This window comes from Vibrio ruber DSM 16370 (genome assembly GCF_900163965.1).
GTDB classification, from domain to species: Bacteria; Pseudomonadota; Gammaproteobacteria; order Enterobacterales; family Vibrionaceae; genus Vibrio; species Vibrio ruber.
Genome location: NZ_FULE01000039.1, coordinates 23,885 through 38,300, shown reverse-complemented (window position 1 = coordinate 38,300; position 14,416 = coordinate 23,885). Strand labels below are relative to the sequence as shown.

Below are 14,416 nucleotides of genomic sequence, written 5' to 3'. Positions count from 1 at the left end.
AGCTTATATGCATGTTATATGCATGGTGAGATCGCACGATCGATAAGTTATGCTCCGGGAGGAACGGATAAACTGTCTGCAATCATCTGGATCAGTTCGTCTTCGAGTTCAAATCGTGCCTCTAATGTTTCCCCTAAATGAGATAGATCCCGGTCAAAGTTTTCCAGATGTTCATCATCTCTGATATCCAGATATTTATCTGCAAAGTTGAGTAGCGGATCGGTTGTCTCAACAATTGAGAAATAAGTTTGGTTGATCTCGTCTGTCGCCGTAAACCCGGTTGATTCCCATTTAGCTTTAACGGTATCGTAGATCTTAAAGTGACCTGTGGAAATGTAATCGACCAATTTTTGACAAAACTGATGAATATCATTGGCTGACGGGAGTTCACTGAGAGCCGCTTTGGAAGTACAGGGCTGCAATGAGGCAAGTTTACAATATTTTACGAGTAAAGTTTGTCGGGAGTCCAACCATTGATCAATGACATCACTGGAACCTCCCCACTGCTCTTGTATTCTCTTGAATTTTTTAAGCATGGTCATGCCCTCATGATCTGCTCCCAGTTGTCGGGAGATCCTGCTGTGGCAGTTATGTCGGAGACACAATATCTTATTCATACGAGAGGGTTATAACATGGTACACTTCCCACTCTGGTATGAAACTAGATTGCCAGTAAAATAGTCAGACTGCAAGGATATAGGAGCGATCATGTTAGAAAATAGTGAAGTCGGAAACGCTTACTGGTGTGTTGTTTCTGGAAGTGAACTCTGGACTGTGGATAATATGTTACCCTTTGGAACTGCAGAGCATTGGTCTCTTCCTGAAGAGAAAGCCGTCAAGATAGCAGAATGTGACGGTCATCCTGTTTATTGGTTGAATGAAGCCGATTTGGAACAGCGTTTGCCGATGGCATCGCTGAGAACATTACTGAGTATTTCTGAATCATTGTTTCTTGCTGCAAGTAAGGCAGTTCAGTATGGTCACATGACACAAACACAGCGGTTTTGTGCACAATGTGGCGGACGAACTTATTTCCATCACCGTGAGTTAGCGATGCAATGTCAGGAGTGCCGGACAATCCATTATCCACGTATTTTCCCTTGTATTATTGTTGCTGTTCGTCGTGATAATGAAATTCTTCTGGCTCAACATGCTCGTCATCAGGGCGGTATGTATACGGTTGTTGCCGGGTTTGTTGAGGCAGGAGAGACATTGGAACAGACCGTCGCCCGGGAAGTGTTTGAAGAAACGGGTATCCGAGTGGAGAATATTCGGTATTTTGGTAGTCAGCCTTGGGCTTTTCCTTCAAGTATGATGGTTGCTTTTCTGGCTGATTATGCCTCTGGGGTTATTCGGATCGATGAGCATGAAATCAGCCATGCGAACTGGTTTTCTCCGCAGAATATGCCGGAGGTTGCCCCGAAAGGGACGATCGCAAGAGCATTGATAGAGCAAACATTGACAGATATTCGAGCAGCTGAAGGTGTGTCAAGATAATAAAAAAAACCTCCGAATAAACGGAGGGGTAAGTAAGATGTCGTTATGAGATGTTGAGTAGCGAGTACTCTATTTATTATTATTAATAATTTTCATTATTGAACATTTTTTTAACACTCAAGCTGAGTTGGTGCAAACAATCTGATTCTCTTTTTGTCCGGAACATGATCTCGCTTGCAAAGAACTAAAAAATTTATCAGATATAAAAGTGATAAAAGCCCTGATTTGGAAGATTAAAAATGACTGAATTAAAGAATGATCGTTATCTGCGTGCGCTTTTGAGGCAATCCGTTGATAGAACACCGATATGGATGATGCGTCAAGCAGGGCGTTACCTGCCTGAATATCGGGAAGTAAGAGCTCAGGCCGGGGATTTTATGGCTTTATGCAAAAATCCTGAACTAGCCTCAGAAGTCACGTTGCAACCGTTACGTCGTTTTCCTTTTGATGCTGCGATTCTGTTTTCTGATATTTTGACGATTCCTGACGCAATGGGGCTCGGGCTTTATTTTGAAACGGGGGAAGGCCCCAAGTTTAGCCGTCCGATCCAATCTCGGGCAGATGTGGACAAAATCGGGATTCCGGATCCGGAATGTGAACTGCAATATGTGATGAATGCCGTTCGTCAGATTCGCCATGATTTAAAGGGCAGCGTTCCGTTAATTGGATTCTCCGGTAGTCCGTGGACACTCGCAACGTATATGGTCGAAGGGGGCAGTTCTAAGGCGTTTACCAAAATCAAGAAGATGATGTACGCAGAGCCAGAGACGTTACATTCCTTACTCGATAAACTTGCTGACAGCGTCATCTTATACCTGAATGCTCAAATCAAGGCTGGTGCTCAATCAGTGATGGTATTTGATACTTGGGGAGGGGTACTGACACCGCGTGATTATCGTGATTTTTCTCTTCAGTATATGCACAAAATCGTCGATGGTTTGATCAAAGAACATGACGGTAATCAAGTGCCTGTCACGCTTTTCACTAAGAATGGTGGAATGTGGCTGGAACAGATTGCTGCGACAGGTTGTGATGCGATTGGACTTGACTGGACCATCAATATTGAAGATGCGAAAGCCCGAGTTGGTGGGCAAGTCGCTTTGCAGGGCAATATGGATCCTTCAATGCTCTATGCACCGGCACAGCGAATCCGAGATGAAGTGGCACAAATTCTTGCAGGATTCGGTGAGGGGAGTGGTCACGTCTTCAATTTAGGGCATGGTATTCATTTAGATGTGCCGCCTGAAAATGTTGATATTTTTGTGAATGCAGTTCATGAATTGTCGATCCCCTACCACAAATAACCTCAACTCATTATGGGTCGGTTTCTTCCGATACCATAATGAAAACATGTGGAAATTGGTCAGATAATGTCTAGTATGAAAACGAAAGATCGAATTATTTTTGCGGCGCTGGAGCTTTTTAACGAGCTGGGTGAGCGAACAGTTACAACAAACCATATTGCCGCCCATATCCAAATTAGCCCCGGAAACCTGTATTATCATTTCCGAAATAAACAAGAAATTGTCAGGGCTATTTTTGAGCTTTACTCAAGTGAATTACTTGAACGTTTTGCGCCACCACATGGGCATAAAGAAAGCTTGTCACTTCTGAAACACTATTTAGATTCCATTTTTACACTGATGTGGAAATACCGTTTTTTCTACGCAAACTTACCGGAAATCCTGCAAAGAGATGAGGATTTACACAAGTCTTATATCGCTGTTCAGGAAAAGCTAAGACATAATCTGGTGAGCATCGTCAATCGTTTTATCGAGATCGAGTTGATTGAGATCGCTGATTCGGAAATGGAATCATTTGTCACAACACTGCATATGATTACAGCGAGTTGGTTGAGCTATCGCGCTGCGATGTCGCAAAAAGCGCAAGTGACGGAAGAAGTGATTCATCAAGGTATGTTACATGTGATTGCGGTGGTTAAACCGAGGGCGACAGTCGGTGGTGCCGAGCAATTGCAGATTCTGGAAGAAGGTGTCAGAGCGATGCATACGGAATAAATCTCACCCGATAGATTAGAATCCACAGTGCTGGCAATCAAAAGGCAGTCTGTGGATTTTTATTTTATCGGATTAAATTGCGCTATTGTAACCAGCTCAGCGGGTTTGAAGCTTTACTGTTTCTGCGTACTTCAAAATAGAGTGAGGGAACGGGTTGACCTCCGGTATCACCTGCCAGTGCGATGGTTTCTCCTGCTGTCACTTTATCCCCTTCCTTTTTGAGGAGGGTCTGGTTGAAACCATACAAAGTCATATCGCCTTGGCCGTGGTCAATTAAGACAACGAGCCCGTATCCTCGCAGATAATCAGAAAAAACCACCCTCCCGGGATAAACTGCTTTGACGGGTTGTCCATAGGCGGCATTGATGACAATCCCTTTCCAATTAATCTGGCCTGTTTGGTGAGTGCCGAAACGGTGCAATAATTTTCCCTGGATTGGCCAAGGGAGTTTTCCTCTTTGCCGGGCAAAGCCATCCATAGGAACTTGATTGCGTTTAGCGGCTTTAGCAATTTCTGCTTTGAGTCTCGATTCATTACGCTGCAATTCTGCCAGATAATTTTTATCACCGGATATTCGTGAGCGAATTTTGTTTACTGTATTTTTGCGTTCTTGTTGAGTTTTTTGCAGCTGATTCCGTTTTTGAGTCTGCTGGGAAAGGAGCGACTGGATCTGTTCCTGTTCTTGTGTCAGTTGCTGTTCGTGCTGATGTAGCTGTTGCTTGGTTTGTTCTAAATTGTTGATCGTCTCTGAGCGTGCTTGTGCCAGATGTTGGTAGTACTGGCTGATACGATCCTCATCGGCGTCATCTTTCAGAAGACCGGACAGATGATTTGACTGGCGTGTGATGTAATAGGTATGGAGCAACTGTTTCAATCGTTCTGACTGAGTCTCTTTCTGTTGTGTCAGTGCTTTGATACGCTCTTTTAACTGGGTCAAATTGTGCGTTGAACGTTTGAGCTGACTTTGAGTCTGAGAGATTTGCTTCTCTAATGAAACAATCGTCAGTTCTTGACTCTTCAGCGTGTTCTGTAAGTCGTCGAGCTTTTTTGTTTGAGAATCAAGCGATTGTTGCTGGCGAGATATTTCATTTTTAACGCCTTGCAACTCTTGATTTGATGCAGCATAGCTGTAAAGGTGAAAGAACAGCGTGATGAGTAAAATACTAATATGACGCGGCTTTAAATAACGCGAAAGTGTGATAAATCGAATCGTCAAAAACGGCACCATGCTTTTATATCATGCTTGATTGAAGAAGATGCCCCTCAGTATACAGAAACAATGGTGTGCCTCGACACTGAAATGTAAAAAACTTTCTCTGGCTCTAAAAATAACAGCCCTGCAGGTTATCTACAGGGCTGTTGTGTTTATTTTGTGTGATTTGATTGATAGAGAATCAAATCTTAAAACAAAACTTTTCCGGACATTTCGGCAGGAATGTCCATCTCTGTCAGTGCAAGCATAGTTGGCGCCAGATCAGAGAGTTTACCACCTTCTTTGAGCTGAATTGCTTGGTTACCCACATAGATCAGCGGCACTGGCAGGTTGGTATGCGCTGTATGGGTTCCGCCGGTTTCCGGGTTAACCATCATCTCAGCATTACCATGGTCTGCTGTAATGAGTAGTTGACCATCGACTTCTTTGATGGCTTCAACAATACGACCGATACATTTATCAACCGCTTCACAAGCTTGAACGGCTGCATCGTAAACACCCGTGTGACCAACCATATCACCATTGGGATAATTACAAATAATCGCATCGTATTTGCCGGAACGGATTGCTGCAACCAATTTATCGGTAAGCTCTTCAGAACTCATCTCTGGCTGAAGATCGTAAGTTGCGACTTTTGGTGAGGCAACGATTTGACGTTCTTCGCCTTCGAATTCGGTTTCGATACCGCCATTGAAAAAGAACGTCACGTGTGCGTATTTCTCGGTTTCAGAAATCCGTAGCTGAGTTTTTCCGGATTTAGATAACCACTCACCATAGGTATTGGTTAACGACTCAGGCGGATAAGCACAATTAAGCGGGATATCTGCCGCATATTGTGTCAGCATCACAAACTCAACTGCCGGGAATTTTTCCCGTTCAAAACCAGCGAAGTCAGCGACGAACGTCCGTGTGATTTCACGGGCACGGTCAGCACGATAGTTCATGAAGATAATTGTATCACCATCTTCTACGGCTGCTGATGCTTCCCCTTCAGCCTGAATCACGGTCGCCTGAACAAACTCATCGTTTTCTTCACGGCTATAGGCTGCTTCAAGACCAGCTACAGCACTGTCGTAAACGAACTCACTTTTGGCCTGCGTCAGCAGGTCATAGGCTTTTTGGACGCGATCCCAGTTATTGTCACGATCCATTGCATAGTAACGTCCGACTAACGAAGCAATACGGCCTTTACCGAGTTTTGCGAAGAGTTCGTCAAAGCGTTTTAGTGAATCTTCAGCGCTGCGTGGTGGTGTATCGCGTCCGTCAAGGAAACAGTGCAGATAGATTTTTTCTGCGCCGCGTTCTGCTGCCAGTTCAACGGCTGCATAAATATGATCTTCGTGAGAGTGAACGCCACCCGGAGACATCAGACCCATCAGGTGCACGGCTTTTCCGGCTGAAACAGCTTTATCAATGGCAGCGACCAGTGTTTCATTGGTCTGGAATTCACCATCGGCAATAGCTTTGGTAATCCGCGTCAAATCTTGGTAAACAATCCGTCCGGCACCAATATTGGTATGACCGACTTCTGAATTCCCCATTTGACCATCGGGCAGGCCGACATCCAGACCGGAAGCAGAGATCAGTGTATTCGGGTTGTTGGCAACCAGACTATCCAGTACAGGGGTTTTCGCGTTGTTGATGGCGTTACTTGCGTTGTCTTCACGGTAACCCCAACCGTCAAGAATGACCAGAGCCATTGGCTTCTTTGATGACATAGTGATGACCTCGTCAAATATTGAAATCTAAATGAAAAACTAACGTAATTTTACTACATTTTATCCAGTGTGATGAGGGTTAAGATCAATGATTCTCCCTATCAATTCAATCCATAGTACCTTACAGATAAGAAATCACACTATTTTATTTTTGTTGTTTTTGTACTGCGTTTTGCTCGCTAGCATTAATACACTAACATGCCAGTCCCGAGAACTGCGATGATGGCACCGGCCCAGGCAAATCGATTCGGACGCTGTTTGGTATAAAACCATAAGATCGGCAATAACATAATCGGTGTTGTGGATGAAAGCAACGCAACCATCCCCACATTACCTTCCCGGAGCGCGTATAGAATCAGTGTCATTCCCAGCGCCATCGCAAGAAAAGCATTCAGCAGAGTTGTCGCAAATATCTTACCGTTTATCGCTTGAGCGGGTTTCGCGATCCGGGCACCGGATAGCAATAACACACTGTGTGCAATAAATGCTGAAATCATACGTAGGGCTGAAGCAGCAATCGGATCGATCGCTGTCTGCATCACCGGTTTGGCCAAAATGCCACCGAGAGCCTGACAAAGTGCTGCAAGCAGCCCCAACGCAACTGCTACCCAGACGTTACCATGGATCATTTCGAGCGTGCCGGGTTGAGCTTTTCGGAAAAATATGGCGATGACAACGCCACTAAATACCAGTACTGAACCAAGAAACTCGCCGGAGGTCATGGTTTCCTGAAACAGGAAATAACCAAGAATGGCAGAGAACACTGCATGACAGGAGAAAAGTAGTCCGGCTTGCCTCGGACCCATTCGGTTCAGGCAGGCAAACAGTGCGGTATCGCCGATGAAGATACCGATTAAGCCGGATAGCATCATTGGGATAATGTGTGCAGATTCGACGGTGGCCCACCCTTGGGTGAACCAAGCAAACATCCCCAGCATCAGGGAAGTACAGCCCATTCGCCAGCGACTATAGGAAAACGTGCCCAAATGTCGTGCCGGTGTGACTGAAAGTATACTGGCGATAGCCCATAACAAAGCAGCAGCAAGTGCTAACCACTCGTAACCCATATATGTGTCTCTGTATCGAAAGTCGCAAAATAGCGCATCAATATGCCTGAAGCGGATATGAAAACAAAGCAGTTTATGCTGTTTATTTAAAAGCGTTTTTACGGGATTCGTGGGTGGGAGATATTGCTCAAAGGCGTGTTACTCCACTGTAAAGTAACACGCCTTTGAAGGGCAATTATCGTGATGCTCAAGCGGATATTGTCATATGTCAGGTGAGCATCCAGACCGCGGTATAAACGATCAGTAAACCAATGATGCCGATGAGCGTCCCGATTTTCGCCATGTCTTTACTTTCGATTAAACCGGTAGAGTAAGCCAATGAGTTGGGCGGGGTTGATACGGGGAGAATCATGCCCAGAGACGCGGAAAATGCAACGACCACAAGAAGCCCTTGTAATCCGCCGATGGCTTGCAGACTGGTCATTGAACTCCCGATCGCCGCAGCGATAGGCATCAATAGGTTTGCGGTTGCCGTATTGGACATAAAATTGGCCATCAGCCAGCAGACCAGAGATAACGAAATCACCACGGACATTGGCGATAGATTTTGATAGTTGATTGAGTGAGCTAACGCTTTGGCAAGACCTGTTTCTTCCAGACCTATGCCAATCGCGATCCCCCCGGCGACCAGCCAGAGCACATCCCAGTTAATCTGTTTCAGTTCCTCTTTTCCCATGATGCCAGTCAAAGTGAAGACAGCCAGTGGAATAATTGCGACGACATAAGTGTTCATGCCATGTAGTGATGTGGTCATCCACAATAAAATCGTGACAGCGAAAGTGATATAAACGGTCATGGCACGCCATGTCGTTTTAAATTGTCCCTCTAGGTTTAGAGTCAGATGACTTTGGGATGATGGAAAAAACTTTTGGAGTAAAAACCATGCAATCGTCATCTGTATCAGGACAAATGGCAGCCCCATAAGCAGCCAGGACAAAAAACTAATGTTATGTTCACCGATGAGATACTGGAGTGCGATGGCATTGGGTGGCGTGCCGATTGGTGTGGCAATCCCACCGGTATTGGCAGCGATTGGGATACAGAGCACTAACGCTTTGATACCTTTATCTCCCGGTTGGGCGGAAGCAACGATCGGCCCTAGCAGCGCAAGCATCATGACGGTTGTTGCGGTATTGGACATAAACATCGAGAAACAGGCGGTAATCAGCATCAGCCCGAGCATGATGAATTTGGGTTGTGTCCCGAATGGTCTGAGCAGCACACGAGCCAGGTTATTGTCCAGCTCATATTTAGAGGCCGCAATCGCCAATGCAAAGCCGCCCATGAATAAAATAATAATCGGTGATGAAAAAGCACTGAATATATCGGTATAAGGAATCAGTTCACCAAATGCATGGCCTTCCGGTGGCTTACGAAACCAATGTAAGCCCTTATTTGAAATCATAATCAGTTCAAGGGTGATGATGAGAATCGAGGTGGCGAAAACCGGCACAGGTTCCAGAACCCATAACAAGGCAGCCAGCAAAAAAATAGCGAGCAGCCGATGTTGGATCAAGGTCATTTCCGGAATAGGGATCGCATCAATCGGTATCCACAGCAGAATGAGTGGTGGCAGAAAGCAGAAAAACAATTTGGCGAGTTGGTTGAGATCGACTTTTTTCATAAACAGCACCGATAGTTGAAATCTACTCATTAGAATAATTTATAGACGGGAATCGGTCTTAGAGAGAGTTAATGTTTTTGGAGACTCAGTTTCTAAGGATGTGATCCAACATAAACAAGGAGAGAAAATAGCTTGCTTGCTGCGCCGATGGGTTTATACCTGAATCGTGACGTTGCTTGAAAATATTTCATTATGAGTCCCAGCTAAGTGACTTAACTGGGACAGAGGCAGGTTATTGTGATTTTCGGTGGGCATACACATCGCCCATTAATGTCGGTAGGGTTACGTCCATTGCATCATCAAAACGGATCTGATCTTTGGCAAATAGATTGATGACGGTAGAGCCAAGTTTAAAGCGTCCCATTTCCTGACCTTTCTTCAGGTGAACCGCTTTTTCTCCCTCTGATGGATAATCCCAACGATAAATCGAATTACCGCGTGGCGGAGTGATACAACCATCCCAAACACATTCAATGCTGCCAACGATAGTTGCGCCAACCAGAACCTGAGCCAAGGGACCAAATGGCGTATCGAAGATACAGACGACGCGTTCATTGCGGGCAAATAAGTTTGGGACATTTTCGGCCGTGAGCGGGTTGACCGAAAATAAATCTCCGGGGATATAAATCATTTGTCGCAAGACACCATCACAAGGCATGTGAACGCGGTGATAATCACGCGGCGATAAATACAATGTTGCGAACCCGCCGCCAGCGAACTGATCAGCCAGTTCGGGATCTCCGCCAAGGAGTTCAAGGGCTGAATAAGTGTGGCCTTTGGCCTGAATGAGTTGTCCGTCTATCATCGGGCCAAACTGACTGATACAAGCATCGGCAGGGTAGACTAATACATCGTCTCCTGCGGCGATTGGTCTGGCTTGCGGCTTCAGTTCACGGACAAAGAAGTCATTAAAGGTTTTAAAATGAGCCGGATCCGAATGCAAGGCCTCATGCATATTGACTCGATAGTGTTTGATAAACCAGCGGATGACCGACGTCGTTAATATTCCGGCTTTTGCGGAAGCAAGTTTCCCCATCAGGCGTGTGAGTGCGTGTTGAGGTAACCAGTATTGTAATCCAATTTTAAATTTATCCATGGTTTTCATCCGGTCTCAGAGACTCCATATCAGTTAAACGGCGGCATGTTACTGAATATCCATCGGGATGTCAGTATTACAATTTTACAGATCCGCTTTTTTGTTTCTTGAATACTGTCGATTGGCTTTATTTTCGGTCATGCTTTCCAGAATCCGGTGATAATTTTCATAGCGGATTTCACTGATATCACCGTTTTCGACCGCTTCACGAATAATACAGCCGGGGTCATCATCGTGTTTGCAGTCACGGAATTTACAACCGCCTAAATAGGGGCGAAACTCGATATAAGCTTGCGTGATCTCTTCCGGAGTTAAATGCCATAGCCCGAATTCTCTGACCCCGGGAGAGTCAATCAAATCACCGCCAGTCGGAATATGATAGAGCCTTGCTGCGGTGGTGGTATGTTGTCCTAATCCTGAGTTGGCAGAAACATCCCCTTCTTCAATCCCCTCTTCGAGATTGGGTAAAATGGCATTGACGAGGCTGGATTTTCCGACCCCGGACTGACCGACAAACACATTGATTTTGTCTTGCAGGCAGGCCTCTAGCTGTTCCAGCCCTTCTCCTGTTTTTCGACTGACAAAGAGAGATGCATAGCCAAGTTTTTCATACGTTGTCATCCACTCCCGGAATTCCTGCTTCTGCTCAGCACTGAGTAAATCGACTTTATTCAAAACCAAAAGCGGTTGGATGTTCAGTGTTTCAGCGACGATCAAGTATCGATCGATGATATTCAACGATAGTTCAGGAAGCACCGAAGAAATAATAATAATCTGATCAATATTGGCGGCAACAGGTTTGAGACCGTCATAGTAATCAGGGCGGGTAAGAATCGAATGTCTTGGTTCAACCGCCTCAACCACACCGGAGATACCGGCCATGGTTTCCAGCCCGGAGCGCCAGATAACCCGATCGCCAGAGACTAGGGTTTCGATGCCCCGGCGCAGGTTACAGCGATGAATTTCCTGAGTTTGTAAATCTTCGATATCGGCATGTTGGCCAAAACGACTGATAACCAGCCCTTGTTTGGCCGAACCCAGCATTGATTCATCCCATTCTACCGTTGTCTCTTGCTTTAAGCGTTTGGTCTGATTATGTCGGACACGACGGACTTGTCCTTTCGTTAATTTTTTCTTTTTACCCACAATATTACTTTCACTGTGTTAAAGCTGAGTTGTTTGAACCACCGATACTGCTCACCGCATTCATGGGTTCAAACTATCTCACCGCGTATAATTTGGGTATAGTACATTTTTTATTATCAAACCTATACAGGTAAGTGTAATGGCTTTAAATGATCAGAATCTGATTTGGATTGATTTAGAGATGACAGGTCTCGATCCGGAAGTACACAAGATTATTGAAATTGCTACGATCGTGACAGATAGCGAATTAAATATTCTGGCTGAAGGCCCGGTGCTTGCAATTCATCAGTCAGAGCAAGAGTTGGCCAAAATGGATGAATGGTGTGTGACAACACACACTCAAAGTGGTTTGGTTGAACGAGTTCGGCAAAGCACGGTGACCGAAGCCGAAGCCGTTCGGTTAACGGTTCAGTTTTTAGAACAGTGGGTTCCGCAGGGGAAATCGCCAATTTGTGGGAACAGTATTGGTCAGGATCGTCGTTTTCTGGTGAAGTATATGCCTGAGTTGGAAGCTTATTTTCATTATCGCTATCTGGATGTGAGTACACTGAAAGAACTGGCAAAACGTTGGCAGCCAGAAATTTTGGATGGATTTCAGAAAAAGGGAAGTCATTTAGCGTTGGATGACATCCGGGAATCAATTGCTGAATTGCAATATTATCGCAAAACAATATTGACGATTTGAATGATTTGAGAGCATTACAATGCGAGATTGCTCGCTTTTTCTGCAATCTAGAAAAAAACTCAATTTTTTTAGATTAAAAGCTTGCATCAGAAAAAAATGCTCTTATAATTCGCAGCCCTAAACGACGTAAAGCGTTGTTTTGTGCGACACTAGCTCAGTTGGTAGAGCGCAACCTTGCCAAGGTTGAGGTCACGGGTTCGAACCCCGTGTGTCGCTCCAGAGTACATATTATCGCTTAAGCAATAATATTATGGACGCGGGATGGAGCAGTTTGGTAGCTCGTCGGGCTCATAACCCGAAGGTCGTCGGTTCAAATCCGGCTCCCGCAACCAATTTTAATTTAGTAAATGATATGCGACACTAGCTCAGTTGGTAGAGCGCAACCTTGCCAAGGTTGAGGTCACGGGTTCGAACCCCGTGTGTCGCTCCAAAATTCATATTATCGCTCAAGCGATAGTATCATGGACGCGGGATGGAGCAGTTTGGTAGCTCGTCGGGCTCATAACCCGAAGGTCGTCGGTTCAAATCCGGCTCCCGCAACCAATTTTAATTTAGTAAATAATATGCGACACTAGCTCAGTTGGTAGAGCGCAACCTTGCCAAGGTTGAGGTCACGGGTTCGAACCCCGTGTGTCGCTCCAGTTCAATTGACACTGAAGTTGTCACGCTCTTTCTTCATGCTGCGAAGCATAAACTCCTTACAAGTATATCCAATCAAACAGGCGACTCGATTATTCCTGTTTTTTACCCATTCTGTACACTGACAAACCCTGATGAAATCAGTGCTGCAGATGTGATTTCGAATTTTCGTTAACAGAGTTATCCACAGAATATAAAATGTGGATAAGTTGGTGGGTAATCTGTTTTTGGCGATATAGGGAAAGGGGACAGCAAAAGATCTTGTAAAATAACTGAGTTATAGTCGGAAATGCTTATTTCTATAACTATTTGTTTTTAAAGTGATTTTGTTATTTCTTGCATCAGTTATTACCATTTGAGATTGATCTTTCGTGTGTAATGCATTGATCCTTGTCATGTCTTTGTAATGTGGTTAACTCTCCCGATAACAAACAAAAAAAGTGAAAGTGAAAGTTTTTTCCACATCAAAATATTTGGGCATCATGTCAAAATAAGTTGCCATTCTGATGGGGGAAGCGCTGCAAGAGAGCGTGCTACGCATCTCTGGGTAATCCCTTCTGAATAATACGAATCAGTCGTTGATGTTTACGATTTTCTGCTTGCTGTTGTTTCTGTTGGTGTTGTTCCAGTGACCAGCGAATATGAACATCGAGTAACTCTGTTTCTCCCAGACGCTTTTCTAAGGCTAGCACAATTCGTTCTGAATACGGTGCATTTCCCATTGCGACTGCAATATTTCTTAACCATTGCTGGTGGCCGATACGTCGAATAGCGGAACCTTCAGTATTTTGTAAGAAAGTTTCTTCCTCCCACTCAAAGAGCTCAACCAGATCGGGGTGAGAAAACACATCTCGGCGATGAAAGTCGGACTGACTGGTGAGAGAGGCTGAGCGATTCCAAGGGCATACCAACTGACAATCATCGCAGCCATAAATGCGATTACCGATCGCTTTGCGAAATTCAAGTGGGATGATTCCGGAAAACTCAATGGTCAGATATGAAATACAACGTCTCGCATCAACGACACCGTCAGCAACGATTGCGCCAGTCGGACAAGAAGTAATACACGCTCGACATTGACCACATTGGTTTTGGCTGGGCTGATCAACCGGCAGCGGAATATCGACCAATAGCTCACCGAGAAAAAACCATGAACCTGCGTCTTGATCCAGAATGAGTGAATGTTTCCCTGTCCAGCCGAGTCCGGCTTTTTGAGCGAGCGGGCGTTCTAGTATCGGGGCTGAATCGACAAAAGGTCTATCATTGAGCTCTCCGACTTCGTGTCTGATTTTATCTCCGAGCTTTTTCAGCTGCTTTCTGACCAGCTTATGGTAATCTCGCCCCAAGGCATAGCGGCTGATATAGGCATGGGTGGGGGTATCCAGATTACTGGCAAAATGGGCTTGTGGCGGTAAGTAATTCATGCGAACACTAATGACGCGTATTGTTCCCGGATGAAGTTCTTGCGGTCTTGCCCGCAACATACCGTGACGCGCCATCCAGTCCATCTCACCGTGATATCCGGCATCAAGCCAGCGTTGCAGCTCGGCCTCATGTTCGGTGAGATCAACATCACAGATACCAACTTTTTCAAATCCAAGTTCCTGAGCCCAGATCTTGATTTTATCTGCTAATGCCTGATAGTCCATGACGCTCACTCGGTAAAACGGGACAAGGATCTTAACGGATCCATATGGGCAGATCCAGTGAACT

At 45.2% G+C, this 14,416-nt stretch carries 12 protein-coding genes and 5 tRNA genes; 9 read left to right on the top strand and 8 right to left on the bottom strand.

The features are described from left to right. Positions 1-47: 47 nt before the first annotated feature. Positions 48-542 carry an Rsd/AlgQ family anti-sigma factor gene (locus tag VR7878_RS14435; protein WP_077336781.1) on the bottom strand — a complete coding sequence of 165 codons (495 nt, stop codon included), beginning with the start codon at positions 540-542 and terminating at the stop codon, positions 48-50. 166 nt (positions 543-708) lie between these two features. Here VR7878_RS14435 and nudC point away from each other — a divergent pair, with 166 nt between their 5' ends. The 3 genes from nudC (at position 709) to VR7878_RS14420 (ending at position 3,515) form a co-directional block, all read left to right on the top strand. Further along, positions 709-1,497, top strand: a complete 789-nt coding sequence (gene nudC / locus VR7878_RS14430; RefSeq protein ID WP_077336780.1) for an NAD(+) diphosphatase — start codon at positions 709-711, stop codon at positions 1,495-1,497. A gap of 239 nt (positions 1,498-1,736) precedes the next feature. Next, entirely contained in the window at positions 1,737-2,801 is a 1,065-nt protein-coding gene (gene hemE / locus VR7878_RS14425) for a uroporphyrinogen decarboxylase (protein WP_077336779.1), read from the top strand. A gap of 75 nt (positions 2,802-2,876) precedes the next feature. Next, complete coding sequence (locus VR7878_RS14420; RefSeq protein ID WP_077336778.1) at positions 2,877-3,515, top strand: TetR/AcrR family transcriptional regulator; 639 nt, start codon at positions 2,877-2,879, stop codon at positions 3,513-3,515. An 82-nt stretch (positions 3,516-3,597) separates the two neighbouring features. On the opposite strand, the gene VR7878_RS14415 is transcribed toward VR7878_RS14420, so the two are convergent. From VR7878_RS14415 to rsgA, 6 genes are all read right to left on the bottom strand, one after another. Further along, complete coding sequence (locus tag VR7878_RS14415) at positions 3,598-4,731, bottom strand: murein hydrolase activator EnvC family protein (protein WP_370737091.1); 1,134 nt, start codon at positions 4,729-4,731, stop codon at positions 3,598-3,600. Between the two features lie 185 nt (positions 4,732-4,916). Beyond that, complete coding sequence (gpmM, locus tag VR7878_RS14410; RefSeq protein WP_077336776.1) at positions 4,917-6,446, bottom strand: 2,3-bisphosphoglycerate-independent phosphoglycerate mutase; 1,530 nt, start codon at positions 6,444-6,446, stop codon at positions 4,917-4,919. 185 nt (positions 6,447-6,631) lie between these two features. Then, positions 6,632-7,513 carry a DMT family transporter gene (locus tag VR7878_RS14405; RefSeq protein ID WP_077336775.1) on the bottom strand — a complete coding sequence of 294 codons (882 nt, stop codon included), beginning with the start codon at positions 7,511-7,513 and terminating at the stop codon, positions 6,632-6,634. A gap of 208 nt (positions 7,514-7,721) precedes the next feature. Next, a complete protein-coding gene (locus tag VR7878_RS14400; protein ID WP_077336774.1) occupies positions 7,722-9,137 on the bottom strand; it encodes an SLC13 family permease in 1,416 nt (471 codons plus the stop codon). A gap of 232 nt (positions 9,138-9,369) precedes the next feature. Then, positions 9,370-10,233: an archaetidylserine decarboxylase gene (gene asd, locus VR7878_RS14395; RefSeq protein WP_077336849.1), complete on the bottom strand. Its 864-nt coding sequence runs from the start codon at positions 10,231-10,233 to the stop codon at positions 9,370-9,372. A gap of 84 nt (positions 10,234-10,317) precedes the next feature. Further along, positions 10,318-11,379: a small ribosomal subunit biogenesis GTPase RsgA gene (rsgA, locus tag VR7878_RS14390; RefSeq protein ID WP_077336773.1), complete on the bottom strand. Its 1,062-nt coding sequence runs from the start codon at positions 11,377-11,379 to the stop codon at positions 10,318-10,320. A gap of 139 nt (positions 11,380-11,518) precedes the next feature. Between rsgA and orn the strand changes: the two genes are divergently transcribed. The 6 genes from orn to VR7878_RS14360 all read left to right on the top strand — a co-directional run bounded on the left by orn (position 11,519) and on the right by VR7878_RS14360 (position 12,705). After that, positions 11,519-12,064: an oligoribonuclease gene (orn, locus tag VR7878_RS14385; RefSeq protein ID WP_077336772.1), complete on the top strand. Its 546-nt coding sequence runs from the start codon at positions 11,519-11,521 to the stop codon at positions 12,062-12,064. 143 nt (positions 12,065-12,207) lie between these two features. Further along, positions 12,208-12,283 (top strand) — tRNA-Gly (locus VR7878_RS14380). A 36-nt stretch (positions 12,284-12,319) separates the two neighbouring features. Next, a tRNA-Met gene (locus VR7878_RS14375) sits at positions 12,320-12,396 on the top strand. Positions 12,397-12,418: 22 nt separating this feature from the next. Then, a tRNA-Gly gene (locus VR7878_RS14370) sits at positions 12,419-12,494 on the top strand. Between the two features lie 36 nt (positions 12,495-12,530). Continuing rightward, positions 12,531-12,607: transfer RNA gene (locus VR7878_RS14365), tRNA-Met, on the top strand. A 22-nt stretch (positions 12,608-12,629) separates the two neighbouring features. Next, positions 12,630-12,705, top strand: a tRNA-Gly gene (locus VR7878_RS14360). Positions 12,706-13,236: 531 nt separating this feature from the next. Here the strand turns inward: VR7878_RS14360 and queG are convergent. Beyond that, a complete protein-coding gene (queG, locus tag VR7878_RS14355) occupies positions 13,237-14,352 on the bottom strand; it encodes a tRNA epoxyqueuosine(34) reductase QueG (RefSeq protein WP_077336771.1) in 1,116 nt (371 codons plus the stop codon). Positions 14,353-14,416: the final 64 nt, after the last annotated feature.